Annotated in this window: 18 protein-coding genes and 2 pseudogenes; 12 read left to right on the plus strand and 8 right to left on the minus strand. The window is 74.8% G+C overall.

Features of this window, described 5'->3' with window-relative positions; translation table 11 throughout:
• Nucleotides 1–157 precede the first annotated feature (157 nt).
• On the minus strand, nt 158–1288 hold the full coding sequence (locus tag AC068A_RS05230; RefSeq protein ID WP_478580965.1) for a phosphatase PAP2 family protein: 1131 nt from the start codon (nt 1286–1288) through the stop codon (nt 158–160).
• Between the two features lie 310 nt (nt 1289–1598).
• Nucleotides 1599–2738: a hypothetical protein gene (locus tag AC068A_RS05235; RefSeq protein WP_478580968.1), complete on the minus strand. Its 1140-nt coding sequence runs from the start codon at nt 2736–2738 to the stop codon at nt 1599–1601.
• 295 nt (nt 2739–3033) lie between these two features.
• Here AC068A_RS05235 and AC068A_RS05240 point away from each other — a divergent pair, with 295 nt between their 5' ends.
• Both AC068A_RS05240 and AC068A_RS05245 read left to right on the plus strand, forming a co-directional pair.
• On the plus strand, nt 3034–4863 hold the full coding sequence (locus AC068A_RS05240; RefSeq protein WP_478580970.1) for an MFS transporter: 1830 nt from the start codon (nt 3034–3036) through the stop codon (nt 4861–4863).
• Nucleotides 4864–4892: 29 nt separating this feature from the next.
• On the plus strand, nt 4893–6062 hold the full coding sequence (locus tag AC068A_RS05245; RefSeq protein WP_478580973.1) for an acyl-CoA dehydrogenase family protein: 1170 nt from the start codon (nt 4893–4895) through the stop codon (nt 6060–6062).
• A 9-nt stretch (nt 6063–6071) separates the two neighbouring features.
• On the opposite strand, the gene AC068A_RS05250 is transcribed toward AC068A_RS05245, so the two are convergent.
• On the minus strand, nt 6072–6521 hold the full coding sequence (locus AC068A_RS05250; RefSeq protein WP_478580975.1) for a cell division protein SepF: 450 nt from the start codon (nt 6519–6521) through the stop codon (nt 6072–6074).
• 284 nt (nt 6522–6805) lie between these two features.
• On the opposite strand from AC068A_RS05250, the gene AC068A_RS05255 reads away from it, so the two are divergent.
• The 6 genes from AC068A_RS05255 (at nt 6806) to AC068A_RS05280 (ending at nt 16965) form a co-directional block, all read left to right on the plus strand.
• Nucleotides 6806–8182 carry a DUF5685 family protein gene (locus AC068A_RS05255; RefSeq protein WP_478580977.1) on the plus strand — a complete coding sequence of 459 codons (1377 nt, stop codon included), beginning with the start codon at nt 6806–6808 and terminating at the stop codon, nt 8180–8182.
• 430 nt (nt 8183–8612) lie between these two features.
• Nucleotides 8613–9488 (plus strand): S1 family peptidase, encoded by an 876-nt coding sequence (locus AC068A_RS05260; RefSeq protein ID WP_478580979.1) that lies wholly within the window; start codon nt 8613–8615, stop codon nt 9486–9488.
• A 372-nt stretch (nt 9489–9860) separates the two neighbouring features.
• A complete protein-coding gene (locus AC068A_RS05265) occupies nt 9861–11126 on the plus strand; it encodes a vanadium-dependent haloperoxidase (protein WP_478580982.1) in 1266 nt (421 codons plus the stop codon).
• 170 nt (nt 11127–11296) lie between these two features.
• A complete protein-coding gene (locus AC068A_RS05270) occupies nt 11297–14953 on the plus strand; it encodes a DNA polymerase III subunit alpha (RefSeq protein ID WP_478580984.1) in 3657 nt (1218 codons plus the stop codon).
• Entirely contained in the window at nt 14950–15942 is a 993-nt protein-coding gene (locus tag AC068A_RS05275; protein WP_478580987.1) for a DNA polymerase Y family protein, read from the plus strand. Before AC068A_RS05270 ends, AC068A_RS05275 begins: the two co-directional genes overlap by 4 nt.
• A gap of 153 nt (nt 15943–16095) precedes the next feature.
• Nucleotides 16096–16965 carry an esterase/lipase family protein gene (locus tag AC068A_RS05280; RefSeq protein ID WP_478580989.1) on the plus strand — a complete coding sequence of 290 codons (870 nt, stop codon included), beginning with the start codon at nt 16096–16098 and terminating at the stop codon, nt 16963–16965.
• Between the two features lie 142 nt (nt 16966–17107).
• Here AC068A_RS05280 and AC068A_RS05285 read toward each other — a convergent pair whose 3' ends face one another.
• On the minus strand, nt 17108–17623 hold the full coding sequence (locus AC068A_RS05285) for a ribonuclease FAU-1 family protein (protein WP_478581477.1): 516 nt from the start codon (nt 17621–17623) through the stop codon (nt 17108–17110).
• A pseudogene (locus tag AC068A_RS05290) lies at nt 17612–18541 on the minus strand (N-acetyltransferase family protein); the annotation flags it as partial. The pseudogene AC068A_RS05290 and the gene AC068A_RS05285, both read right to left, overlap by 12 nt.
• A 72-nt stretch (nt 18542–18613) precedes the next feature.
• Here AC068A_RS05290 and AC068A_RS05295 point away from each other — a divergent pair.
• Nucleotides 18614–19000 carry a GntR family transcriptional regulator gene (locus AC068A_RS05295; RefSeq protein WP_478580991.1) on the plus strand — a complete coding sequence of 129 codons (387 nt, stop codon included), beginning with the start codon at nt 18614–18616 and terminating at the stop codon, nt 18998–19000.
• Nucleotides 19001–19198: 198 nt separating this feature from the next.
• On the opposite strand, the gene AC068A_RS05300 is transcribed toward AC068A_RS05295, so the two are convergent.
• A complete protein-coding gene (locus tag AC068A_RS05300) occupies nt 19199–20296 on the minus strand; it encodes a DUF5925 domain-containing protein (RefSeq protein WP_478580993.1) in 1098 nt (365 codons plus the stop codon).
• A 226-nt stretch (nt 20297–20522) separates the two neighbouring features.
• On the opposite strand from AC068A_RS05300, the gene AC068A_RS05305 reads away from it, so the two are divergent.
• Entirely contained in the window at nt 20523–21332 is an 810-nt protein-coding gene (locus AC068A_RS05305; RefSeq protein ID WP_478580994.1) for an SGNH/GDSL hydrolase family protein, read from the plus strand.
• 437 nt (nt 21333–21769) lie between these two features.
• Here AC068A_RS05305 and AC068A_RS05310 read toward each other — a convergent pair.
• Nucleotides 21770–23043 (minus strand): annotated as a pseudogene (locus AC068A_RS05310) (serine/threonine-protein kinase); the annotation flags it as partial.
• A gap of 417 nt (nt 23044–23460) precedes the next feature.
• On the opposite strand from AC068A_RS05310, the gene AC068A_RS05315 reads away from it, so the two are divergent.
• The gene (locus tag AC068A_RS05315) at nt 23461–23730 is read left to right on the plus strand and encodes a hypothetical protein (protein ID WP_385422249.1); all 270 of its coding nucleotides are present in this window, start codon (nt 23461–23463) and stop codon (nt 23728–23730) included.
• Between the two features lie 36 nt (nt 23731–23766).
• Here the strand turns inward: AC068A_RS05315 and AC068A_RS05320 are convergent, their stop codons facing one another.
• The gene (locus AC068A_RS05320; RefSeq protein ID WP_478580997.1) at nt 23767–24969 is read right to left on the minus strand and encodes a CaiB/BaiF CoA transferase family protein; all 1203 of its coding nucleotides are present in this window, start codon (nt 24967–24969) and stop codon (nt 23767–23769) included.
• A 315-nt stretch (nt 24970–25284) separates the two neighbouring features.
• Between AC068A_RS05320 and AC068A_RS05325 the strand changes: the two genes are divergently transcribed.
• Entirely contained in the window at nt 25285–26013 is a 729-nt protein-coding gene (locus tag AC068A_RS05325) for a TetR/AcrR family transcriptional regulator (protein ID WP_478581000.1), read from the plus strand.
• The last annotated feature ends 35 nt before the right edge of the window (nt 26014–26048 follow it).

Here is a 26048-nt window from a genome sequence, read left to right on the forward strand (position 1 = left end):
ACCCACCATGCAAGGGGCCAGAAGGAAGAAGAAGAGGAAGACAACCCCGCCCCCCCCCCCCCCCCCCCCCCCCCTCCCCCGGTGCGTGCGGTGGGGGAGGGGACGGGGTGGTGTGCGTACCGCCCCGCGGGGTGTCCCGGCGTGCCCGGGGCCCGGCTCAGCCGTTGGTGGCCGGCCGGGCGGCGGCGCGTGCGGCGGGGGTCCGATCGGCGTGCACCGGGCGCCGGTTGCCGCCCGGCGCGGCCGGCACCCGCTCGGTGCGGACCAGGTGCGGGCGGCCGGCGTGGTGCGCGGTCCGGGGCACCGCGGCGTGCCCGGTGCCGGCCGCGGGGGCCGCGGCCTGCGCTCCGGCCTGCGCGGCTGCCTGACCCGGCACCGGGGCGCCGGCTGCCGTGCCGGCGGTTCGGGCTGCGGCCGGGGTTCCCGCCGCAGCAGGGCCGCCGGGGGTGGGCCGGAGCTGCCACTTGCCGCCCGCGGAGAGCAGCGGGACGAGCGCGGCGGCGACCGGCGCGGGCACCGTTCCGGCCTCCACGCGGCGCCGCATCCGCTCCCGGCGCTCGAACACCCAGGCCTCGACGCCCGCGATCAGCGGCTCGCACCAGGGCAGCGCCAGCATGATCAGCAGACCCGCGGACCAGCCGAGCAGGACGTCGCTGACCCAGTGGGTGCCGAGGTAGACGGTGGTGGCGCCGACGCTCAGCGAGACGACCGCGGAGACCACGGACAGCACCCGCCGGGTGACGACGGTCGAGGCCAGGTAGGCCAGGATGCCCCAGGTCACAACGGCGTTCGCGGTGTGGCCGGAGGGAAATATGTCGCCGCCGGCGAACAGCTCGGCGGAGCCGATCGTGGTGGCGTAGTGCGGGCCGAGGCGGCCGAGGCCGAGCTTGACCGAGCCCACGGTGATGTTGAGCAGGAGCAGCGCCACGCCGAGGGTGATCAGCGGGCGCAGGGTGTGCTGCCGCCAGGAGCGCCAGCCGAGCCATGCGGCGACCATGACCGCGGTGGGCCCGCGCTGCCCCAGCACGACGAGGTAGTCGAGGAAGGCGTGCAGCTGCGGCCACTGGTCGTACGGCCGGAAGAACATGACCTGCCAGTCCAGGCGGACGAGCCAGGACGTGGTCAGTACGGCCACCACGATCGCGAGATAGAAGGCGAGGGTCGCTCCGAAGAGCACGACGCGGTGCCGGCTCATCTGCGGCGTTTGCAGATGAGCCGGTCGCTCGGGTTCCCGGTCCAGTCGGGCGAACACCCGCTCCAACCGGGACAGGATTTGGTCGGTACGCACGTCAATCGACGTTACCGCGCGCCGCTGGTCGGCCCGGGCGAATCACCGGGTTTGTGATGACCATGTGATGTGGAGTTGGTCTCACGCGGCACTTAATTCCTGGGATTAAGGCATTAGTTGGAGTGCCCGATCCATTGGCCCGGCCATTGTTTCGCGCCCACGCCCGGGCTTTATCGGCGACGTTCAATTCCTTTGCCGAAAGATGGCTCGGAACGATCCATTCCGTTGCCGGGTGGGTGGGCCGCGTTCCCGCCCGACGCCCCGGCGGCGGACGTCGGGGGCGCAGCCGTGGCCGGGCCGCCCGGCCGTCCTACGGCGGCCCCGAGCCGTTCAGCCAGAACGCCCCGTACACCGCCGACACCAGCGCCACCGCCCCCAGCACCGCGGCCGCCCGGCCCGGCCGCCGGCGGGCCAGCGCCACCGCCGCCGGCAGCAGGAGCGGGAAGGCCGGCAGCAGCAGCCGCGGCTTGGACCCGAAGTACGCCGACGCGCCCAGCGCCAGCGCGACGACGATTCCGGAGTACACCAGCAGCGCGGCCGGCTGCCGCTGCCGTACGCACAGCGCGTACAGCCACAGCACCAGCACCACGCCCGCGATCAGCCCGATCCCCGCCGGGGCCGCGCCCGAGGCCAGCTTCGCCCCGATGAACCGGGCGAAGGCCAGCCCGCCGTCGAAGCCGTTGCCCCAGCCGCCCTGCACGTCGAGGTACCCGAGCAGTCCGCGCCCGGTGTACGAGCCCACCCACAGCACGTACGCCGCCGCCCCCGCCGGGGCCAGGGCCGCCCCCGCCGCCATCCGCCAGGAGCGCTCGCCGCTCCGCCAGGCCAGGACGGCCGCCACCCACACCGCCGCGACCACCGCGGCGCCGACCGGGCGGGTCAGCCCCGCCCCGGCCGCGAGCAGCCCCGCCGCCGGCCACCGGCCGCGCAGGGCCGCGTACAGGGCCCAGGCGGCCAGCGCCGTGAACAGCGACTCGCTGTACGCCATGGACTGCACGATCCCGACGGGCAGCGCAGCCCAGACCCCGGCCGCGAACACCCCCGCCCGGCGGCCGTCGACGCCGAGGTCCCGCCGGGCGCACACCAGGTCGGTGACCGCGAAGATCCCCCAGGCCGCGGCGAGCCCCGCCACCGCCGAGACCACCAGTCCCGCCGAGCCGTACCCCAGTCCCGTCGGCGCCGCGACCAGCCGCTCCAGCCAGGGCAGCAGCGGGAAGAACGCCAGGTTCGAGTGGACGGCCCCGCCCGGCAGGACCACCTCGTACCCGTACCCCTCGGCGGCGATCCGGGCGTACCAGAGGGAGTCCCAGCGCGCCGACAGCAGCGTGTGCGGGCTGCTGCCGGCCGCCGCCCCCCACGCCGCCAGCACGGCCAGCCCGAGCAGCCGGACCGCCGCGAAGGCGGCCAGGGCGGGCGCGGCCCGGCGAAAAGCATGATCTTTCACAGGCATGATTATCGGTGGCGCCCACGACGCCCGACGGGGTGGAACCACGCACCGTGGCCAGACGTGTACGGGGCGGAAGGGCGGGGAGGGGGGCCAAGTGGGGCGAGTGGCGTACACCACAGCGCGGCCGCCGCCGCGATGAGAGCTTGGCCACGTGCCGGACTGGGGAACTCGCGTACGCTGACCCTTCACTCGCATGTCGATGCCGGACCCCGTAGGACGCCGCCCCCGTGCACAGCCCGGCGGCTCCGCCGAGACGCTGGTCCGCCGAGTGCGAGCGATTCATCTGGGAGGTACATGCATGTCGGGGACCAACGCGGCCGACCGCAGGACCGCCGACAGCAGATACACCCCCGGCGAGCCCGCCGACCGCGCGTCCCTCGGGGCGCGGCTGCGCGCGGCCTCCGGAGGGGCCAACCGCTGGGTGGTCCTCGCGGTCCTGTGCGTCAGCCTGGTCCTCGTCGCGCTCGACGCGACGATCCTGCACGTCGCGGTCCCCTCCGTCACCGAGGACCTGCGCCCCGGCTCCGTCGAGCTCCTGTGGATCGTCGACGCGTACCCGCTGGTGTGCGCCGCGCTGCTGATCCTCTTCGGCACCCTCGGCGACCGGATCGGCCGCCGCCGGATACTCCTGCTCGGCTACACCCTCTTCGGTGCAGCCTCCGCCCTCGCGGCCTTCGCCGACCACGCCCAGGTCCTCATCGCCGCCCGCGCCCTGCTCGGCGTCGGCGGCGCGATGATCATGCCGGCCACCCTGTCGATCCTGCGCCAGGTCTTCCCCGACCGGCGCGAGCGGGCCCTGGCCATCGGCATCTGGACCGCCGTCGCCGCGATCGGCGCGGCCAGCGGCCCGGTCCTCGGCGGCTTCCTCATCGAGCACTTCTGGTGGGGCTCGGTCTTCCTGATCAACATTCCGCTGATGGCCCTGATCCTGCCGCTCGGGCGCTGGCTGCTGCCCGAGTCCAAGGGCGCCGCCGACGGGCCGTGGGACGTGCTCGGCGCGCTGATGGCCGCGGGCGGTGTGCTCGGCGTGGTCCTCGGGGTCAAGCGGTTCGGCGCCGAGCGCCGGCTCCTCGACGCCGAGTCGCTGCTGCCGTTGCTGCTCGGCGTGGTCCTGCTCGTGCTGTTCACCCGCCGGCAGAAGCGCCGCGCGCACCCGCTCATCGACATGCGGATGTTCGCGCGGGCCGCCTTCTCCACCTCCGTCGGCTGCATCGTCCTCGCCATGCTGGCCCTGGTCGGCCTGGAGCTCCTCGCGGTCCAGTACCTCCAGCTCGTGCTCGAGCTCAGCCCCCTCGAGACCGGCCTGCGGCTGCTGCCGCTGACCTTCGCGGCCATGGCCGCCGGGGCCACCGGCTCGTACACGCTGGCCCGGGTCGGGCCGCGCACGATGGTGTCGCTGGGCTTCCTGCTGACCGCCTTCGCCGTGCTGCTGCTGACGCTCATGGGGGAGCACGACCGGCCCGTCCTGCTCACCGTGGGCTTCGTCCTGCTCGGCTTCGGGCTCCAGACCACCCTCTTCGCCGCATACGAGTCGATGCTGAGCGAGGCGCCCGCGGAGACCGCCGGCGGGGCGGCCTCCATAGGCGAGACCTCGTACCAGCTGGGCGCGGGCATGGGCATCGCCCTGCTCGGCAGCGTCATGAACGCCGCCTACGCGCCGGGGCTGCTGGACGTGCCCGGCGTGTCGCCCGAGGACGCCAAGGGCGCCGCGAACTCGCTCGGCGAGGCCTACCAGATCGCCGGAAAGCTGGGCGGCGCCGCGGGTGAGTCGCTGTTCGACGCGGCCCGCCACTCGTTCGTGCAAGGCCTGCACATCACGCTGGTGGTCAGCGCCGCCCTGCTGCTCGCGGGGGCCGTGATGGCGCTGAAGCTGCCGCGGGTCATGGAGTGCACCGACGCGCACGAGGACGCCGGCACCACAGACACTGCCGGCACCACAGAAGCCGCCGGCACCGCGGCAGCGAACCCCGGCGGCGCCGAGCGCGCGGGGCGTCCCGCCCGGTCCGCGGCAGCACCGGTGGGCGAGGGCCCGCGGATCCCCGGCCCGGCGCGTCCCGGCCGTGATGCGCTCGCCGGCCCGGCCGGGGGTGGACCGGGGGCGGCGGCAAGGACAAACTTGCACCGCTAGGTTTACCCTCTGGCCCGCCGGGAGGCCCCGTGTCCTTCGTACCCACCGATCCGCTCGGGCTCGACGAGCTCCTCAGCACCGAGGACCTCGCCATCCGCGACACCGTCCGCGGCTGGGCCGCCGACCGCGTCCTCCCGCACGTCGCCGAGTGGTACGAGACCGGTGAGCTGCCGGTGATCCGCGAGCTGGCCCGCGAACTCGGCGCCCTCGGGGCCCTCGGCATGTCCCTGAAGGGCTACGGGTGCGCGGGCGCCACCGCCGTGCAGTACGGGCTCGCCTGCCTGGAGCTGGAGGCCGCCGACTCGGGGATCCGCTCGCTGGTCTCCGTCCAGGGCTCCCTCGCCATGTACGCGATCTGGAAGTACGGCTCGGAGGAGCAGAAGCAGCGCTGGCTCCCCGGTATGGCAGCCGGCGAGCTGATCGGCTGCTTCGGGCTGACCGAACCCGACATCGGCTCCGACCCCGCGGCCATGCGCACGTACGCCAAGCGCGACGGCTCCGACTGGATCCTGAACGGCCGCAAGATGTGGATCACCAACGGGTCCGTGGCGGCGGTGGCGGTGGTCTGGGCGCAGACCGACGAGGGGATCCGCGGCTTCGCCGTGCCCACCGACTCCGCCGGCTTCTCGGCGCCCGAGATCAAGCACAAGTGGTCGCTGCGCGCGTCGGTGACCAGCGAGCTGGTCATGGACGACGTACGGCTGCCCGCCGACGCGGTGCTGCCGGGGGTCACGGGGCTCAAGGGGCCGCTGGGCTGTCTCAGCCACGCGCGGTACGGGATCGTCTGGGGTTCCATGGGCGCGGCGCGCGCCAGTTTCGAGGCCGCGCTCGACTACGCGCGGACGCGGGAGCAGTTCGGCCGGCCGATCGGCGGCTTCCAGCTCACCCAGGCCAAGCTCGCCGACATGGCGCTGGAGCTCCACAAGGGCATCCTGCTCGCCCACCACCTCGGCCGCCGTATGGATGCCGGCACCCTGCGGCCGGAGCAGATCAGCTTCGGCAAGCTCAACAACGTCCGCGAGGCCATCGACATCTGCCGCACTGCGCGGACGATCCTCGGTGCCAACGGGATCTCGCTCGAGTACCCCGTCATGCGGCACGCCACCAACCTGGAGTCGGTGCTCACCTACGAGGGCACCGTGGAGATGCACCAGCTGGTGCTGGGCAAGGCGCTCACCGGGCTCGACGCCTTCCGGTGAGGCCCTGCCTCAGCTCTGGTTGAAGAAGTCGCGCGACCGGCCGCCGGACTCGCCGCTCACGATCTGGGTGTCGGCCGGGGTCAGCAGGAAGACCCTGGTCGCCACCCGCTCGATCGAGCCGCGCAGGCCGAAGGTCAGGCCGGCCGCGAAGTCGACCACGCGCTTGGCGTCGGCCGGGTCCATCAGCGAAAGGTTCACGATCACCGGGACGCCCTCGCGGAACAGCTCGCCGATGGCGCGTGCGTCGCGGAAGCCGTCCGGCGTGACCGTGGCGATCCGGCGGCCCCGCTCGACGGCCGACTCCGACGCGACCCTGACCCGGGGGTCGGTGACCCACTGGTCGCCCGGTCCCGCGACGGAACCGTGCGGGGCCTCCGCGTAGTCGTCGTCGTAGTAGCGCTCGTCGTCGCTGTCCTCCACGAGACCCAGCCAAGCGCTCGCCTTGCGTACCGAACCCATGGACGCCTCCTCTCTCACCGCGGTCAGTCTGTTTCTCTCCGCTGTCCCTATGGTCGTCCATGATGCTGACAACGCGCCAAGTGGATAGCCGCCGCGCAGGGTTTTCGTGACGGTACTGGTGCAGAACATCCGTTGCACCGTCAGGATCCCGGTCGGCCTCACTGCTGACTGAGTGAAAATATGACGACTGCCGCCGTCCGAGTGGGCGGCAGGGGCGTACGGGTGACTGATCCGGGTCGGTACGATGCCCGTCTCGCAAGCGATTGACACTCGGGGGACCTGGTTTGTTCGGCATTGTCAGACCCTGCGCGCACCGGCTCGGGGAGCGTTTCAAGACGGAGTGGATGGCCCATCTCTGCGGGCTCTGCCTGGCACTTCGCGGAGATCACGGACAGTTCGCCCGGATCGTTACCAACTACGACGGGCTCCTCATATCCGTTCTGACGGAGGCTCAGTCCGGCCCCGCCCCCGGCGCCCGCCGCACCGCCGGCCCCTGCCCGCTGCGCGGCATGCGCACGGCCGCCGTGGCCAACGGCGAGGGGGCGCGGCTCGCGGCCGCCGTCTCGCTCGTGCTCGCCTCGGCGAAGGTGCGGGACCACGTGGCCGACCGTGACGGGCTGTTGGCCCGCGCCCCGATCGCCGCCGCCGCGCGCCGGGTGGCCCGCGGCTGGGACCGCGCGGGCGCCCGCACCGGGGCCTCGCTCGGCTTCGACACCGCCGTGCTCGTCGACGCCGTGGACCGGCAGACGGACATCGAGGCGCTGGCCGGCCCGGGCACCCCGGTGCTCGTGGTGACCGAGCCGACGGAGACAGCGACGGCCGCCGCCTTCGCCCACACCGCGCAGCTGGCCGGACGGCCGGGCAACGCCGCCCCGCTCGCCGAGGCCGGCCGGTACTTCGGCCGGCTCGCGCACCTGCTGGACGCGGTGGAGGACCTGGCCGCGGACGCCGAGAAGGGCGCCTGGAACCCGCTGGCCGCCACCGGGACCCCGCTCGCCGAGGCCCGGCGGCTGTGCGACGACGCCCTCCACGGCATCCGGCTGTCCCTGAAGGAGGTCGAGTTCGTCGACGGCGGCCTGGCCCACCGGCTGCTGGTGCACGAGCTGCGGACCTCCGTGGACCGGGCCTTCGGCACCGGCTCCTGCCGCCACACCGCCGTGAACGCGGCCGGTCAGGGCGGCTTCGGAGCGCCGCCGCAGGGCTACGGCCCGGGAGGCGGGAATCCGTACGGGGGCGGCCAGTACGGGGGCGGCGAGTACGGCGGGGGCCCCTACGGCGGGAACCCGCCCGGCGGCGGCCCGTACGGCGGGGGCCCCTACGGCGGCGGTCCCCACGGCGGGGGTCCGGGCGGCCCCGGCGGCCCCGGAATGCCGCCGCCCACGGGTCCGGGCGGTCCCGGGATGCCCCCGCAGAAGCCGCGGCGCGGGCTGCTCGCCGGCTGCGCGGTGGCCGTGGGGCTGTTCTGTACCTGCCAGTTGTGCTGTACGGACCACGAGGGCCCGTGGTCCCGGAAGAAGCGGGACGCGTGGTGCGACATCTGCGAGTGCTGCGACTGCAGCTGCTGCCGTGGCTGCGGCGGCGGTGACAGCAGTGGCGGCGGTGAGAGCGGTGGCGGCGACGGCGGTTGCTGCGACTGCAACTGCGACTGCGGCTGTAGCTGAACCGGGAGAGCCGGGAGGCCGCCGGGGAAGGCCGGAAGGCGGGAAGTCCGGAAGTCCGGAAGGTCGGAAGGTCGGGGCGGCCCGCACGGCGCGGCGGGCCCGCCGACCCCCCGTCAGGCGCCGTATACACAGGCGGAATCAGGTCCGAAAGGCGTACAGCGCAGTTCCCGTCCGGGCCGGCGTGGAAGGGGCTGAGCGGCATGAACGATGCCGCGGACGCTCCCGCGACGGCCCGGCGGCGGGCGGACGGAGGCCGAAAGACACCCTTGCCGCCCGGGGCTGCGGCCGCGACACTCCCGACAGCGACTGTCCGGGAAGTTGTCAGGGGCACGACTAAAACCGGTGTACCCGCCGCATTCCCGGCTGCGCCTCACGGGCTCCGGCTCCCCCACATCCGCCGGGCCCCCGATCCCTCCCGGGAGGACGAGAAGTGAGGATCAAGAGAATCACCCGTACCCGGCTGCTCGCGGTGGCCGCCGGCCTGGCTGCCGTCGCTGGGCTCGCCGCCCCCACCGCCGCGAACGCCGACAGCGGCTTCAGCGCGGTCCGGCTCGCCTCGGCCGGCGCCGCCGTCGAACGCGCCGACGTCGCCGGCACGGCCTGGTACACCGATCCCGCCAGCGGGACCCTGGTGGTCGCCGCCGACTCCACCGTCACCGCTTCGGACCTCGCCAGGATCCGTACGGAGGCCGGAGCCGACGCCGCCGCCCTGCGCTTCGAGCGCATCCCGGGCACGCTGCGCAAGCTGATCTCCGGTGGCGACGCGGTCTACGCGTCGAGCTGGCGCTGCTCGCTCGGCTTCAACGTGCGCAGCGGCAGCACCTATTACCTGCTGACCGCCGGCCACTGCACCGACGGCGCGGGCACCTGGTGGACGAACTCCTCGCGCACCACGGCGATCGGCCCGACCGTGGGATCCAGCTTCCCGAACAACGACTACGGTCTGGTCCGCTACGACAACGCCTCCCTCGCCCACCCCGGAACGGTCGGCAGTCAGGACATCACCAGTGCCGTCAATGCCACCGTCGGCATGTCGGTGACCCGGCGCGGCTCCACCACCGGCACCCGCAGCGGGTCGGTGACCGGCCTCAACGCCACCGTGAACTACGGCGGCGGCGACATCGTCCACGGCATGATCCGCACCAACGTCTGCGCCGAACCCGGCGACAGCGGCGGCCCCCTCTACTCCGGCACCCGCGCCGTCGGCCTCACCTCCGGCGGCAGCGGCAACTGCAGCACGGGCGGAACGACCTTCTTCCAGCCGGTCGTCGAGGCCCTGAACGCCTACGGGGTCAGCGTCTACTAGCCCCTGCCGCAGACCTGACGGCACCCGCCCGGACCGGGCACCATCACGAGCCCCCCGCCCGAATCCCGGCCGGGGGGCTCGGCGTTGAGGAAGGCGGGGCGGGGAATTTCCGATGGAAGCACAGGTGCGGCGGCTCGGGGACGGGTGCAGCGGAACCGGGAGCGGTGGTCGGTGCCCGCCCCCATGCCGCGTGTCGGCGTCCGCGCCGGGTGCCGGGTCCGCCCCGTGCACGGCGCGGGTGTGGCCGTGGTCGGTGGAGGGCCTGTTTCGGAAACGGCATGGCGCATTGGGGCCGTTGTGCCGCTCTGCGGCGGCTGGTTAGCGTCGGGGCGCATTGCCGGTGCACCGTGCCGCCCTCGACCAGGAGTGTCCGTGAAGCCGTCCCGCTCTGCCCTGCTGTCCCTCGGAGCCGCTCTGGCGCTGGCCGCCACGGCCGCCGTCCCGGCCGCCCAGGCCGCCCCGGCCCCGGCCGCGGACGGCGGGGCCGTCGTACGCGAGTGGTACGACACCACCGCGCAGACCGTCGCCGTCGCGGGGGCGACGACCCAGATCACCAACAGCCGCACCTGGGCGATCAGCTGGCTCGCCGCCGTCCGCGCCGCCCGGGAGGCCCCCGTCGGCCGCGACCGGGCCCCCTTCCAGGACGCCGCGGTCGCCTCCGCCGTCCACGACGCCCTGGTCTCCCTCGCCCCCGCCCGGGCGCCGCAGCTCGACGCCGCCCTCGCCGCCACCCTCGACCGGATCCCCGACGGCCCCGCCGAGGCGCGGGGCGTCGCCGCCGGGGCCCGCCAGGCCCGGGCCGCCCTCGCCGAGCGCGCGGGCGACGGACTCGACCCGGAGTCCGTGAACGCCCCGTTCACCGTGCCGTCCGCCGCCCCCGGCGTGTGGCAGCCGACGCCCGACGGGTACGCACCCGCCGTCCAGTACGGCAACCGCGTCGCGAAGCCCTTCCTGCTGGACTCCCCGTCCCAGTACCGGCTCGGCCCCCCGCCCGCGCTCGACTCCCGCCGCTACCGGGCCGACCTCGCCGAGGTGCGCGCGTACGGGAAGGCCGACAGCACCGTGCGCACCCCGCGCCAGACCGAGACCGCCGAGTTCTGGTACGGCTCCTCGCTGACCCTCTACACCGAGCCGCTGCGGGTGGCCGTGACCCGCTCGCACCGCTCGGCCGCCGGCCGGGCGGAGCTGGTCGCCCTCTACCACGCCGCCCTGGTCGACACGCAGATCGCCACCTCCGACAGCAAGTACGCCTACACCCGCTGGCGCCCCGTCACCGCGATCCGGACCGGCTCCCTCGCCCCCGACCCGGCCTGGACCCCGCTGCACCAGACCCCGGCCCACCCCGACTACCCCAGCGGCCACACCACCTACGCGGGGGCCTCCGAGGTGATCCTGGACGCCCTCGCCGGAGCCCGCACCGCGCCGTTCTCGCTGACGAGCCCGACCGCGCCGGGCGTGCGCCGGACCTACACCGGCTGGGCGGAGCTGACCCGCGAGAACGTCGACGCGCGCGTCTTCTCGGGGATCCACAGCCGCTCGGCCGACGAGGCGGGCGTCGTCCTCGGCAAGACGGTCGCGCTGCACGCCCTGCGCCACGCCGACCGGCTCCTCGAACCGAAGGCCACCGGGCGCCCGTAGCGGCTCGGCGGCCGGCTGCCGGTACGGGGTGGTCGTCCGCACCGGCGTCGGGCCGTCCGGCGACGCCGTGCCGCCGGGCAGGGTGGCCGGGACCGGGCCCGCGATCAGCGCGCCGAGCAGCCCCCGTGGATGATCGAACAAACGTTTCGCACGGATATTCGAATTGCCTTATGGTGGAGACGGGGGAGGTGTTCGACGAACGAAGCAGGAGGCTGCGGGTGCCCGGGTTTACGCATCTGCACACCGTTTCGGGGTTCTCCATGCGCTACGGAGGCTCGCACCCCGAACGGCTGGCGGAGCGTGCCGCCGAGCGGGGCATGGACGCCCTCGCCCTGACCGACCGGGACACCCTCGGGGGTGCGGTGCGGTTCGCGAAGGCATGCGCGGGGGCCGGGATCCGGCCGCTGTTCGGAACCGACCTGGCCGTGTCGGCCGCACCCCCGGCAAGAGGCCCCGGCGGCCCCGGCGGCCCCGGTGCGGAGGCGTCGTACCGGCGGCGGACCCCCGTCAGGGGCGGGGCCTTCGTGGACGAGTCCGCACCCCGGGCCGTCTTCCTCGCCCGCGACGGAGCCGTCGGCTGGGCCGAGCTGTGCCGCATGGTCACCGCCGCCCACGCCGTCCCCGCCGCCGACGCCTCGGGAGTCCCGGAAGCCTCCGGCGTCGCGGGCGGGCAGCCCGTGCTGCCCTGGGACGCCCTGCACGGAACGGGCGTGTACGCCCTGCTCGGCCCCGGCTCCGAGGTGGGGCGGGCCCTGGCCGCCGGCCGGCCCGACCGGGCCGCGCGGCTGCTCGCGCCCTGGCGGGAGGTCTTCGGGGACTCCCTGCGCCTGGAGGCCGTCCACCACGGCCGCACCGGGACCGGCTCCGGCTCGCTGCGGCTGGCCGCCCGCACCGTCGGCTTCGCCGCCGAGCAGGGCGTCCCGGCCGTGCTGACCAACGCCGTCCGCTACGCCGACCCCGGCCAGGGCCCGGTCGCCGACGTCCTCGACGCGGCCCGCCGCCTGGTCCCCGTCGACCCCCGGGGCCCCCTCGACAGCGGGGAGCGCTGGCTCAAGGGCCCGGACGCCATGGCCGAGACCGCCGACCGGATCGCCCGGGCCGCCGGCCTCGGGCCGTCCGGCGCCCGCCGGCTGCTCGCGGAGACCCGGCGCACCGCCGAGGCCTGCGCAGTGGACCCCGAGGACGACCTCGGCATCGGCTCCGTGCACTTCCCCGAGGCCCACCTCGTCGGCGCCGCCCACCGCACCGCCCAGCGGGTCCTCGCCTCCCGGGCCTCCGCCGGCATGGTGCTGCGCGGCTACGCGGACGACCCCGCCTACTGGGAGCGGATGCACCACGAGCTCGACATCATCGCCTACCACGGCTACGCCTCGTACTTCCTGACGGTCGCCCGGGTCGTGGACGACGTACGGGAGATGGGCATCCGCGTGGCCGCCCGCGGCTCCGGCGCCGGCTCCCTCGTCAACCACCTGCTCGGCATCGCCCACGCCGACCCCGTCGCACAGGGCCTGCTGATGGAGCGCTTCCTGTCCAAGCGCCGCCACGTCCTGCCCGACATCGACATCGACGTGGAGTCCGCCCGCCGGCTGGAGGTCTACCGCCGGATCATCGACCGGTTCGGCACCGAGCGCGTCGCCACCGTCTCCATGCCCGAGACCTACCGCGTCCGCCATGCCGTCCGCGACGTCGGCGCCGCCCTGTCCATGGACCCCGCCGCCGTCGACCGGCTCGCCAAGGCCTTCCCGCACATCCGGGCCCGCGACGCCCGCGCGGCCCTCGCCGAACTGCCCGAGCTGCGCGGCGTACGCGAGGAGGAGCACGGACGGCTGTGGGAGCTCGTCGAGGCGCTGGACGCGCTGCCGCGCGGGATCGCCATGCACCCGTGCGGGGTGCTGCTCTCCGACGCCTCCCTGCTCGCCCGCACCCCCGTGGTGCCCACCAGCGGTGAGGGCTTCCCCATGTCCCAGTTCGACAAGGACGACGTGGAGGAGCTCGGCCTGCTCAAACTCGACGTGCTGGGCGTGCGGATGCAGTCCGCGATGGCGCACGCGGTCGCGGAGCTCCGGCGCACCACCGGCGAGGAGCTCGACCTGGACGACCCCGCGCAGGTGCCGCCGGGCGACCGGGCCACGTACGAACTCATCCGCTCGGCGGAGACACTGGGCTGCTTCCAGATCGAGTCGCCGGGCCAGCGCGACCTGGTGGGGCGGCTCCAGCCGTCCACCTTCCACGACCTGGTCGTCGACATCTCGCTGTTCCGTCCCGGGCCGGTGGCCGCCGACATGGTGCGGCCGTTCATCGAGGCCCGGCACGGGCGGGCCCCCGTCCGCTTCCCGCACCCGGACCTGGCGCCGGCGCTGGAGGAGACGTACGGGGTGGTGGTCTTCCACGAGCAGATCATCGAGATCGTGCACGTCCTGACCGGCTGCGGGCGGGACGAGGCGGACCGGGTCCGGCGCGGGCTCTCCGACCCCGAGTCGCAGCAGCGGATCAAGGCGTGGTTCGCGGCGCGGGCGGCCGAACGGGGCTACTCGGCGGAGGTGATCGGCCGGACCTGGGAGATCGTGGAGGCGTTCGGCAGCTACGGCTTCTGCAAGGCGCACGCGGTGGCCTTCGCCGTGCCCACGTACCAGTCGGCCTGGCTGAAGGCGCACCACCCGGCGGCGTTCTACGCCGGGCTGCTCACCCACGACCCCGGCATGTACCCGAAGCGGCTGCTGCTCGCGGACGCGCGGCGGCGGGGCGTGCCGGTGCTGCCGCTGGACGTGAACCGGTCGGCAGCGGCCCACCGTATCGAACTGGCGTCCGAGGATCCTCCGGTGTGGGGGCTCCGGCTGGCCCTGTCCGACGTCCACGGCATCAGCGAGGCCGAGGCACTGCGGATCGAGGACGGGCAGCCGTACGGATCGCTGCGCGACTTCTGGGACCGCGCCCACCCCGGCCACCCGGTCGCCCAACGGCTCGCCCAGGTCGGCGCGTTGGACGCCTTCGGCGCCAACCGGCGCGACCTGCTGCTGCACCTGGCCGAGCTGCACGGCGCGCAGCGCCCGGCCGGAGCCCGCGGCAGCGCCCAGCTCCCGCTGGAGGGCGGGCGGTCGACGGCCCCTGCCGGCCTGCCCGACCTGACCGACGAGGAGCGGCTCAGCGCGGAGCTCGGCGTCCTCGGCATGGACGCCTCGCGGCACCTGATGGGCGACCACCACGCCTTCCTGGCGGAGCTGGGCGTGGTCCCGGCCCGTCGGCTGCGCGAGGTCGAGCACGGCCGGACCGTGCTGGTCGCGGGGGCCAAGGCGGCCACCCAGACCCCGCCGATCCGGTCCGGGAGGCGGGTCATCTTCACGACCCTGGACGACGGGACGGGCCTGGTCGACCTGGCCTTCTTCGACGACAGCCACGAGGCCTGCGCGCACACCGTCTTCCACTCGTTCCTGCTGCTGGTCAGGGGCGTCGTGCAGCGGCGCGGGCCGCAGAGCCTGAGCGTGGTCGGCGCGGCGGCCTGGAACCTGGCCGAGCTGGTGGAACTGCGCCGCTCCGGCGGCCCGTCCGCGGTCGCGGCGCGGCTGGCGGAGCCGCCGCCGGGCACGGCCGGGTCCGAGCCCGAGCCCGGGTCCGAGCCCGGGTCCGGGGCGGGGGCGGGGGCGGGGCGGGGATCCGGGTCCGGGAAGGGGGCCGGGTCCGGGTCCGGTTCGGCGTCCGCCGACTCCGGGCGCCGCATCCACCTGCCCACCGGGTACGAGATGAACCCGTGGGCCGACCTCCAGCCCGCCGGCGACCGTGCTGCGACCGGCCGCAAGCTGTGGCACTCCAGCCCGGGGAGCGCGGGATGACGGCCCCGGAGAACGGCGTCCTGCACGTACGGTGCGCCCCGGCGGTGTCCGAGGAGGGGTACCGCGAAGTCCTGGAGCTGCTGCGGGAGTTCTCCCCGACGGTCCAGGCCCTGCCGCCCCGGGCGGCACTGGTCCACGTACGCGGCGCCCGGCGGTACTTCGGCGCGGACGCCCGCCGGATCGCCGAGCTGGTACGGCTGCGCGCCGTGGCCCGGCTGGGCACGGACGTGCGGATCGGGGTCGCCGCGACCTGGGCGGTGGCGGCGACGGCCTCCGCGCGGGTGCCCCCGCCCGGCGGCGTCCTGGCCGTGCCGGAGGACGACGTGGACGGCTTCCTGGGACCGCTGCCGGTGGAGGAGCTGCACGGCATCGGCCCCCGGCAGGCGGAGGCGCTGCGCGGGTACGGACTGCATACCGTCGGCGCGGTGGCGTCCGTCTCCCCGGGCACCGTCGAACGGATCCTGGGCCGGCGGGCCGGCCGGCTGGCCGCGGAGCGGGCCCGCGGGATCGACCCGCGCCCGGTCACCCCGAAGGACCTGCCCGCATCGGCCGCCGTCCGGAGCGGGTTCACCCGGCACGAGCTCGACGGCCCGCATGCCCGGGCCGTGCTCCTCGGCCTGGTGGTCCGGCTGGGGGCGGTGCTGCGCGGCCGCCGCCAGGCGGCCCGGGCCCTGTCGCTGACCCTCCGGTTCGCCGGCGGCGGCCACTGGGAGAAGGCCCGGCGGCTCCCGGAGGCGTCCGCGCACGACGAGGACCTGCGGGCGGCGGCGTACCGCCTGCTGGACGCGGCCGGGCTGCAACGGGCCCGGCTGACCGGCATGGTGCTGCGCGCCGAGGACCTGACGGATGCCGAGCGGGTGTCCCGGCAGTTGTCGCTGGACCCGGTCCGCGAGGCGCGGCTGACGGTGGAAGCGGCCGTCGACCGCGCGAACGCGCGTTTCGGCCCCGGAACGGTCCGCCCGGCCGCCACCTTCCGCGGGGCGGCGTAACCGCGGCCGGGGCGCGGCGCAGATTTTTTACTGACGCGTAACTTCCCAGTTTTGCTACTCGACCGTAATTTGGCGTCAGCAGCACGCCTTGTGATCCGGATCACGGGATGAGCCCCCACGTCCATTCCCCTTGAACCGCAAGGAGATCACTCGATGCTGCCCTGGCTGCGACGCCGGCTCCGCCCGCTGGCCGTCCTCCTCCTCACCGCCGCCACCCTCACCGCCCCCACCGGCGCCGCACAGGCCGCCTCCGCACCGAGCAGCGGCTGGAACAACTGGTCCTGCAAGCCGTCCGCCGCCCACCCCCGCCCGGTGGTCCTCGTGCACGGCACCCTCGGCAACTCCGTCGACAACTGGCTCGGCTTCGCCCCGTACCTCGTCCACCGCGGGTACTGCGTCTACTCGCTCGACTACGGGCAGCTGCCCGGCGTCCCCTTCTTCCACGGGCTGGGCCCCGTCGACCAGTCCGCCGGACAGCTCTCCGCCTTCGTCGACCGGGTGCTCGCCGCCACCCGTGCCGACGAGGTCGACCTCGTCGGCCACTCCCAGGGCGGCATGATGCCCAACTACTACCTCAAGTTCCTCGGCGGGGCCGACAAGGTCAACGCGCTGGTCGGACTGGCGCCCGACAACCACGGCACGACCCTGTCCGGCCTCACCGCACTCCTCCCGTACTTCCCCGGCGCCGAGGAGCTGATCAGCTCCAAGACGCCGGGCCTCGCCGACCAGATCGCCGGATCCGCCTTCCTCACCAAGCTGAACGCGGGCGGGGACACCGTGCCCGGGGTCCAGTACACGGTGATCACGACGAAGTACGACGAGGTGGTCACGCCCTACCGCAGCGGCTTCCTCCAGGGCACCGGGAACAACGTGCGCAACGTCGTCCTCCAGGACCTGTGCCCCCTGGACCTCTCCGAGCACGTCGCCATCGGGCTCGCCTCCCGGATCGCCTGGCACGAGGCACTCAACGCCCTCGACCCCGCGCATGCCGAACGGACCACCTGCGCCTCGGTCTTCGACTGACGGCCGACGGACGACGGCCGGCACGCCCGCTCCGGCGATCGCGATCGCCGGAGCGGTGCTGCCGCCCCCGTGGGCTCCGGCACCGCGCGCCGGCCCTCCCGGCTCCGCCAAGCCAAGCGGCCCCTGAGGAAAGCCGTCCCCGTCAGGCGAGGAGGGCGGCCAGGCCCGAGGGGGTGCGGGCCTGGCGCTCCAGGGCGTCGAGGGCCCGTACCGCCTCCGCGGCCGCCTCCGGGTCGGTTTCCGCGAGACCGCTCGCCGCGAACTCGTCCTCGTCCAGCCGCAGCACCGACGAGCCGTCCGCCGGCACCCACAGGTCCAGGTCGAGGTCCGCCACCCGGATCTCGCCGCCCTCCACCACCGCCGGGCGGGTGATGTCGCAGTACCAGCCCTTGAGGACCCCCTCCCCGGTCCGCACCTCCTTCACCGCGTACCAGCGGGTCCGCCAGAAGTGCTCGGTGAACACGTCGCCCGGCTCGAAGCGCACGAACCCGAAGTCCCGTACGCCGTCCGCCGCCCACGGGGCCCGTACGGTGATCCGGTCGCCGGTGTCGGCGACCACGTCCGCCGGGTAGCGGATCTTGGTCCGGCCGGCCTTGGAGAGGGCCACCGTCACCGCCGCACGCTCGGCCGCGGAGTCACCCCCGTCGAGCCGCCGCACGAAGCGGACCTCGCCGGCGCCGAACTCGTACCCGAACCACCGGTTGACGGCGAGCATCGGCCCGTTCTCGGCGTCGTTGCCGGTGAAGGCCTCCCGGTAGCCGGCCGCGCGCGCCCGGCGCAGGGAGTCCGTCTTGGCGAGTTTGGCCAGGCCGCGGCCGCGGAAGCCGGCGAGGGTTCCGGTCATCGCCGAGGCGTACCGGGTCTCGCCGTCGGTCCGGGCCGCGGTGAAGGCGGCCACGGCCCCGTCGACGAGGACGACCGAGGTCAGCTCGTGGTCGAGTTCCGGGTCCTGCCAGATGGTGCGTACCCAGTCCTCGTAGTCGTCCAGGACGACCGGCACGTCGCCCGGCTCGTCCGCGGTCACCGCCGCGTCCGCCTCGAACAGCGGGCGCGGGTCGCCGGCGAAGGCGGAGCCGGGGCGCAGCTCCACGCCGGGCGGGAGCTCCTCCGGGTACGGCGGCAGTTCGGCGGCGGCCAGGTCCAGACGCAGGAAGTGCGCGGAACGGCTCGGACGGTAGCCGCGGCGCTCGGCGTAGCCGCGCGAGGGGGGCTCGTCGGGCACCCAGGAGAACACCTCCACCGCGCCCTGGGCCGCGACGTGCTCCTCGGCCGCGCGCAGCAGCGCGGTGCCCGCGCCGCGTCCCCGGTGGCCGGGGTCCACGTGGACGTTGGCGAAGGACTGGCCCGGCTCGGAGCTGTCGTAGGCGATGCCGACCTGGGCGGTCCCGATGACGAGGCCGTCGCCGTCCTCGGCGACCAGGATGCGCCGGTGCTCGTCGGGGTGGGCGCCGGTCAGTTCGAAGGCCACGCCGCCGGCCGTGGAGATCATGAACGGAAGCGTCGCGCGGCGCACGCGCACAACGGCCTCCACGTCCGAGGGGTCGCCCGGGCGGAGGTCGCGGATCGATACGGTCATGGGGCCGACGGTAGGCGCGGGGCGTGGGCGGATGCCTCCGAATTTTCTGCGTGATGAGGGAGAATCAGCCAGGTGACCTCGACGAACCTGAACATCCGGATCGACGGATCGGCCGGCGCGGCCGCCCCGTACGAGCAGCTGCGCGCCCAGATCGCCGAGGCGGCGAGGGCGGGACGGCTGCCGGCGGGTTTCAAGCTGCCGACGGTACGCGGCTTCGCCGAGGAACTCGGGCTCGCGGCGAACACGGTGGCGAAGGCGTACCGGGTGCTGGAGGCGGACGGGGTGATCGAGACGCGGGGCAGGCACGGGACGTTCGTCGCGGCCGCCGGCGACTCCGCCGCGCGGGAGGCGGCGGCCGCGGCGCAGGCTTTCGCGGAGCGGGCGCAGCGGCTGGGCCTGACCTTCGACGAGGCGGCGGCGACCGCCCTGGACGCCCTGCGCGCGCGGTACGGCGCATAGGGCGGCTTATGGCAGGCGGGGCGGAGCCGGGCGCTCAGGCAGTGCTCCAGGGGGAGGCCGAGGGGGCCTGGGAGGAGGCCCGGGCCGCCGTGTCCTGCTCGACGGACGGCTCGCCGTCGCGCCGCACCTGCCGGCGCCGCACGCCGGTGACCTCCTCGGCCCGCGGTGGCGGCCCCGGCGGCGGGCTCGGTGGCAGCGTCAGAGGTACAGGCCGGCGTCCGCGCCGTGGCCCTGCGGCGGCAGTACGGCCGCCGGGCCCGTGCCCCGGCGCAGGGCGAACAGCTCGGCCAGGGTGGCGCCCTCGCGGGAGACGCCCTCCTCGGTGCCCAGCCACTCCACGGCCTCGCGGTGCGTCAGCTTGCCGACCTCGATGCGGGCCAGGCAGCGGCCGGGGCGGACCACCGCCGGGTGCAGCCGCTCCAGGTCCTCGTTCGTGGTCACCCCGACCAGCACGTTGCGGCCCTGGCCGAGCAGGCCGTCCGTCAGGTTCAGCAGCCGCGACAGGGCCTGGCCGGCGGTGTGCCGCGCCTCGCCGCGGATCAGCTCGTCGCAGTCCTCCAGCAGGAGCAGCCGCCAGCGGCCCTTCGCCGTGCCCTCGTCCTCGCCGATCGCGATGTCCATCAGGTAGCCGACGTCGTTGAACAGCCGCTCCGGGTCCAGGACGCAGTCCACCTGGCACCAGTCCCGCCAGGACCGGGCCAGGGTCCGCAGCGCCGAGGTCTTCCCCGTCCCCGGCGGCCCGTGCAGCAGCAGGAGCCGCCCGGCGATGTCGTCCGGGGTCACCTTCATCAGGCGGTCCATGGCCGAGGCCACCGGCGCGGTGTAGTTGGGCCGCACCTCCGCCCAGGTGCCCGCGCTGATCTGACGGGTCGTGCGGTACGGGCCGCGGCGCGGGGATACGTACCAGAACCCCATCGTGACGTTCTCCGGCTGCGGTTCGGGCTCGTCCTGCGCCCCCTCGGTGGCCTCGCCGAGCACACCGGCGGCGAGTTCGTCGCTGACCGCCGTCACCGTCACGTCCGCGCCGCGGCTCCAGCGGGACACGAGCACCGTCCAGCCCTCGCCCTCCGCCAGGACGGCGCTGCGGTCGGAGTCGCGTGCCGAGCGCAGCACGGCGGCCGCGGCAGGCAGCAGGGTCGCCTCCGCCTTCACCCGCTCGATGGTGACGCTGCGCGAGTACGGCTGCTCGCCGGAGGCGAACCGGCCGAGGAACAGCGCGTCCACGACGTCCGAGGGCGAATCGCTGTCGTCGACGTTGAGCCGGATCGGCAGCGCATCATGCGGGTTGGCTGACATGGCGCCCATGATCCGGCACGAACTGGCCCTGTGCACCCGTGTTTCGCCGGAACGGGTGCGTGCCCTCCCCCTCCAAACGCGGTGGCCGTGAAGATTCGGGGCGCAAGTCTGCGCCAAACATCCTTGGCATGGACACTTCCAGCCGTCCGGGGCTCCTTGTACCACGGACTCAGGAGTAACCCCGACTCCTGAGTAACCCCCCCACACCCCCACGAGGAGCCGCACCATGCCTTCGGGACGCCTGCCACGCCTTGCCGCCTGGACCTCCTCCCTGTTACTCGCCGCGGGCGCCGCCCTGTTCGGCGCCGGCCAGGCCTCCGCCGCGGCCGACTTCGGCTACGTCGCCCTCGGCGACTCGTACTCCTCCGGCGTCGGCGCCGGCAACTACGACAGCTCCAGCGGCGCCTGCAAGCGCACCAACCGCGCCTACCCGGCCCTGTGGGCCGCCGCCAACTCCCCGCAGACCTTCGCCTTCACCGCCTGCTCCGGCGCCCGCACGGGCGACGTCCTCTCCGGCCAGCTCGGCCCGCTGAACTCCGGCACCGACCTGGTCAGCATCACCATCGGCGGCAACGACGCAGGCTTCGCCGACGTCATGACGACCTGCGTGCTCCAGTCCGAGTCCACCTGCGTCAACCGCATCAACCAGGCCAAGGCGTACGTCGACTCCACCCTGCCCGGCCAGCTCGACCAGGTCTACGACGCCATCCGCGGCCGGGCGCCCTCCGCCCGCGTCGTCGTCCTCGGCTACCCCCGCTTCTACAAGCTGAACGGCACCTGCACCACCGGCCTCACCGAGGGCGAGCGCTCCGCCATCAACGGCGCGGCGGACCACCTGAACGCCGCGATCTCCCGGCGCGCCGCCGCCCACGGCTTCACCTTCGCCTCGGTCGTGAGCGCCTTCACCGGCCACGAAATCTGCTCCGGCGACGCGTGGCTGCACAGCGTCAACTGGCTCAACATCGGCGAGTCGTACCACCCGACCGCCGCCGGGCAGTCCGGCGGCTACCTGCCCGTCTTCCGCGGCAAGGCCTGACCCCGGGGCAGGCCCCGGGGCGCGGCCGCCGGGTCCGGTGACGCCACCGGGTCCGGCGATCCGCTCGCACCGGGGGAGGGGGCCCCGCCCGTCGGGGCCTCCTCCTCGCAGGTCACCGAGAACTCCACCCACTCCGAGACCGCGGCTACGGGCCCCTGCACCTCCAGGCGGACGGCGTCGGTCAGGGTCCCGTCCGCGCGGTACCCGGGCGCCGCGTGCTCCAGCTGCCGGCCCGCCGGCCCGTCCGTGGTGTACGTGACGGACTGCCAGCCGGGGCCGGCGGGGCTCCCGCTCCGCGTCACCCACCGGTACTCCAGCACGGCCGGCCGGGGCTCCACCTCCACGGTGGCCGTGAAGGAGGGCGCCCGCGACGCGGCGGGCGGGCAGGTCCCGCGGTACTCCCCGCGCACGGCGTGGACGGAGACCGCGACCCGCGGCGGGGGCGCGCCCGGCGGCGACGCCGAAGCGGAGGCGGATGCGGATGCGGACGCCGAGACCGGTGCCGAGACCGGTGCCGAGGCCGGGGCCGAGGCGGAGCCCGGGGCCGCGGCGCCCGCCGTACCGGAGGGGCTCGCCGACGCCGACGAGGCCGTACCGCTCGCGGCGGCCGACCCGCCGCCCGATCCCCCGGAGCCGTCCCCGGCAGACCGGTCCCGCAGCAGCAGCCAGCCCAGGACCACCACCGCCAGCAGCAGCACCGCGATTCCGGCGGCCAGCACCGCCCGGGGAGCCCGGAGCCGTACCCGGGGCCGTACCCGGGGTCGGGGTCCGGCGGTGGAGGGGCCGGCGCGGGCATCGGCAGCGGCGGCGTCACCCCTGCCCCCGTCCCTGACCCTGCCGCCGCACCTGCCCCTGCCGCCGCACCTGCCCCCGCCCATGCGCCGGCACCCGCGCCGCCGCGTGCCGTCGCCGCGGGGGAGTCCGGTCCGGACCGCGGCCCGCCCGCGGCCCGTACCGAACCGCCCGCCCCGATGATCCGCAGCATCCGGGCGGCCTCCACCGCCGGCAGCCGCTTCTCCGGGTCCTTGCGCAGCAGCCCCTCCAGTACGGGCGCCAGCGGCCCGGCCCGGCGCGGCGGCGGCAACTCCCCGTCCACCACGGCCCGCAGCGTGGTCAGCGGGGTGTCCTGGCGGAACGGCGAGACCCCCTCGACGGCCGCGTACAGCATCACCCCCAGCGACCACAAGTCCGAGGCCGGGCCCGGCTCGCGCCCCAGCGCCCGCTCGGGGGCGAGGAATTCGGGGGAGCCGACCACCTCGTCCGTCCTCGTGATCGTCGCCGAGCCCTCCAGGCGGGCGATCCCGAAGTCGCTCAGCACCACCCGGCCGTCGTTGGCCAGCAGCACGTTGGCGGGTTTGACGTCCCGGTGCAGCACCCCCGCCTCGTGCGCGGCCCGCAGCGCGGCCAGCACCTGCTCCCCGAGGTGCGCGGCGCGCTGCGGGGTCAGCGGCCCCTCCGCCTCCAGCACCTCGGCCAGCGAGAGTCCCCGGACCAGCTCCATCACGATCCAGGGGCGGCCCTCCTCGGTGACCACGTCGTAGATGGTGACGACCCCGCGGTGCGAGACCCGGGCCGCCGCCCAGGCCTCCCGTTCGAGCCGCCGGTACATCCGCCCGACCTCGGCCCCGTCCAGCCCCGCGGGGGCCCGTACCTCCTTGACGGCCACCTCGCGCGCCAGGACCCCGTCCCGGGCCCGCCACACGAGGCCCATGCCGCCCCGGCCGAGCAGGCCGAGCAGCCGGTACCGGCCCGCGACGACCCGGCCGGCTCCCGCGCCCGGCCCGCCGTCCGTGTCCGCGCCACCCCGGTTGTCGGTCACGCGCGCCCCCTGTGCGTCCAATGCATCCGCGCACCCCCTGCGTCGGAGCCGCGGCGATGCGTCATCGGGTGGTCACTCCACGTTACCGCAGTGCCGGCCGCCTGCCCCCCGTTGTGCAGGCGGGAATCACCTCCGGAGGTTCCTGAAATACCCTCACCTTGCGGAGAGTAACCGTCGACTCCGCTGAGTAATCGTCAACTCCCCGACGCATAGGGGTAATTCACACCACCGGGATACCCGCGCGCATCGAGGGGGCGATAGGGTTACCCTGCCCGGGCCGGGTGCCTTCGTACGGGTGGGGAGAGAAAGATGGAACAGATAGCTATGCGCAGCAGGCCGCCCCGCGTGCCTGCCATCACCTGCGGCAGCAGCGCGACCAGCTCGCGCCTCGACCGCCACCTCGCCGTGCTGGGCGGACCTGCCGTCCCCCACCGGGAAGTCGCCGAGGCGACCCTGCTGATGCGCGAGCTCACCGCCCGCGACCACACGCACCGGCTGCGCAGCCGGAGCGCACGCGTCTCGCTCTTCGCGCCGCTGCGCCGCCTGCGCCGCTCGCTCTTCGGCAGCCGCCGCTCGTAAGAACTGTCCCCGACCCCGAGAGGTTTCGCCCCGGCCCTACGCAATCACACCATCCCGGCGCAGTGTCGTGATCTGCGCGCCCGACATCCCCAGGGCGCGCAGCAGGGCCTCGGTGTGTTCGCCGAGTGCAGGCACCGCACCCATGTGCGGTGCCGTACCTCCCGGCAGCCCGATCGGCGGCAGCAGTGCCCGCAGCGGGCCGACGGGTGAACCCACCTCCCGCCAGCGGTCCCGTGCCGCCAGCTGCGGGTGCTCCGCGAGCTGTTCCACCGAGTTCAGCCGGGCGCAGGCGATGCCCGCCGCCTCCAGCCGCCCGACCGCCTCGTCGGCGTCTAGCACGGCCAGCACCTCCGCCACCACGGCATCGGTCTTCTCCCGGCCGCGGGTGCGCGCCGCGTTCGTCGCGTACGCCGGGTCCTCCGCCAATTCCGGCCGCCGGAGCACCTGTTCGGCGAGCCTGCGCCACTCCCGGTCGTTCTGCACCGACAGCAGCACCCGGTCGCCGTCCGCCGTCGGATAGGCGTCGTACGGGGCGATCACCGCATGCGCGAGCCCCGTCCGCTCGGGCTGCCGCCCGTCGTGCATCGTGTGGTGCAGGGGATGCCCCATCCACTCGGCGAGTGCATCGAGCATGGACACCTCCACCCGGCCCCCGCGCCCGGTGGCCCCGCGCCGCACCAGCGCCGCGAGGACCCCCGAGAAGGCGTACATGGCCGCCGCGATGTCCGCGGCCGGGATGCCCGCCTTGACGGGCTGCTCCGGGGTGCCCGTCACCGAGACCAGCCCCGCCTCGCACTGCACGAGCATGTCGTAGGCGCGCTTGTGGGCGTACGGGCCCTCGGCGCCGTACCCGGAGACGTCCACCGCGACCAGCCGCGGGTACCGCGCGCACAGCGCCGCCGAGTCCAGCCCGAGCCGGGCCGCCGCACCCTGCGCAAGGTTCTGCACGAACACGTCGGCCCCGTCGAGCAGGCCGTGCAGGACCTCCAGGCCGCGCGGGTCCTTCAGGTCCAGCGCGATCGACTCCTTGCCGCGGTTCGCCCAGACGAAGTGCGAGGCGAGGCCGTGCGCGGCCGTGTCGTAGGCGCGCGCGAAGTCCCCGCCGTCGGGGCGCTCCACCTTGATGACCCGGGCACCGAGATCGGCGAGCTGGCGGGTGGCGAAGGGCGCGGAGACGGCCTGCTCGACGGCGACGACCGTGATCCCGTCCAGCGGCAGGGGTTCGGGCGAGTGTTCCATGAGACCGATGCCTACCGGGTGAGGGCCGGTCCTGTCACCCCCGTACCGGCAGGATGTCCTGCCGAACGGCCGATTCTCCCTCCTGCGGCGCCTCCCGCAGCGCGCCGCCCGTCTCCCGCCTTCAACCTTCCGTCTCCCGCCATTCGCCTTCCGCCGTGGGAGCGTTCGCGCGGCTCAGTCCCGGCCGCGCGCAAACCTGCGGGCCGCGCGCGGCCCGAAGAGCGCGAGCACCGCCGGCGACCAGTTTCCGGGCGACCGCACCCCATCTCACTACGTACGGCGTACGTAACTAGGATGGAGGCGAGGTGATGAGCGATGACACCCAGCGGGCGCCCCGCTGACCCCGAAGTGATCTGGACCCGCCCGCAGCGCGCCGGCCGCGGACCCCGGCCCGCGCACACCCGCGAGTCGATCGCGGCCGAGGCGGTGCGGATCGCCGACGCGGAGGGGATCGACGCCGTCTCCATGCGGCGCGTGGCCGCGGGCATCGGCGCCGGGACGATGTCCCTGTACAACTACGTGCCGCGCAAGGAAGACCTGTACGAGCTGATGGTCGACGCGGTCAGCGGGGAGTACGAGCTGGCCGCCCCGACCGGCGACTGGCGGGCCGACCTGCTGGCACTGGCCCGCCAGACCCGGCAGCTGATGCACCGCCACCCGTGGCTGCCCCGGCTGCTGACCCCGGTCTACGGGTTCAGCCCCAACGCCCTGCGCTACTTGGAGCACAGCCTGGCCTGCCTGGCCCCGCTGGAGCTGTCGGGCGCCGAGAAGCTGGAGCTCGTCGCGTCGGTCAACGGCTCGGTGGCGACGTTCGTGGCGGGGGAGCTCGCCATGGCCGAGCGGGCCCGGGCGCTGCCCTGGAGCGAGGCCGAGGAGGCCGCGGTCCGCATGGTCTGGCTGCGCTCGGCGCTCGGGACCGGCCGGTACCCGCTGCTGGGGGCCGCGCTGGCGGACGCGTACCCGGTGGCGGAGGCGGCCGCGGACATGGGGGCGGTGTTCGACCGCTCGATGAACCGGCTGCTGGGGGGCTGGGGGAGCGCCTGAGGCGGGCGGCCCTCGGGGGGTCGGGGGACGGACTC

It is taken from the genome of Streptomyces sp. NPDC043854 (assembly GCF_056436005.1).

Coding starts and splice junctions, on each gene's coding strand:
- AC068A_RS05235 (WP_478580968.1), bottom strand. CDS start 2,738: ATGCCTGTGAAAGATCATGCTTTTCGCCGGGCCGCGCCCGCCCTGGCC.
- AC068A_RS05240 (WP_478580970.1), top strand. CDS start 3,034: ATGTCGGGGACCAACGCGGCCGACCGCAGGACCGCCGACAGCAGATAC.
- AC068A_RS05250 (WP_478580975.1), bottom strand. CDS start 6,521: ATGGGTTCGGTACGCAAGGCGAGCGCTTGGCTGGGTCTCGTGGAGGAC.
- AC068A_RS05270 (WP_478580984.1), top strand. CDS start 11,297: ATGGTGGAGACGGGGGAGGTGTTCGACGAACGAAGCAGGAGGCTGCGG.
- AC068A_RS05275 (WP_478580987.1), top strand. CDS start 14,950: ATGACGGCCCCGGAGAACGGCGTCCTGCACGTACGGTGCGCCCCGGCG.
- AC068A_RS05280 (WP_478580989.1), top strand. CDS start 16,096: ATGCTGCCCTGGCTGCGACGCCGGCTCCGCCCGCTGGCCGTCCTCCTC.
- AC068A_RS05300 (WP_478580993.1), bottom strand. CDS start 20,296: ATGTCAGCCAACCCGCATGATGCGCTGCCGATCCGGCTCAACGTCGAC.
- AC068A_RS05305 (WP_478580994.1), top strand. CDS start 20,523: ATGCCTTCGGGACGCCTGCCACGCCTTGCCGCCTGGACCTCCTCCCTG.
- AC068A_RS05315 (WP_385422249.1), top strand. CDS start 23,461: ATGGAACAGATAGCTATGCGCAGCAGGCCGCCCCGCGTGCCTGCCATC.
- AC068A_RS05320 (WP_478580997.1), bottom strand. CDS start 24,969: ATGGAACACTCGCCCGAACCCCTGCCGCTGGACGGGATCACGGTCGTC.
- AC068A_RS05325 (WP_478581000.1), top strand. CDS start 25,285: ATGACACCCAGCGGGCGCCCCGCTGACCCCGAAGTGATCTGGACCCGC.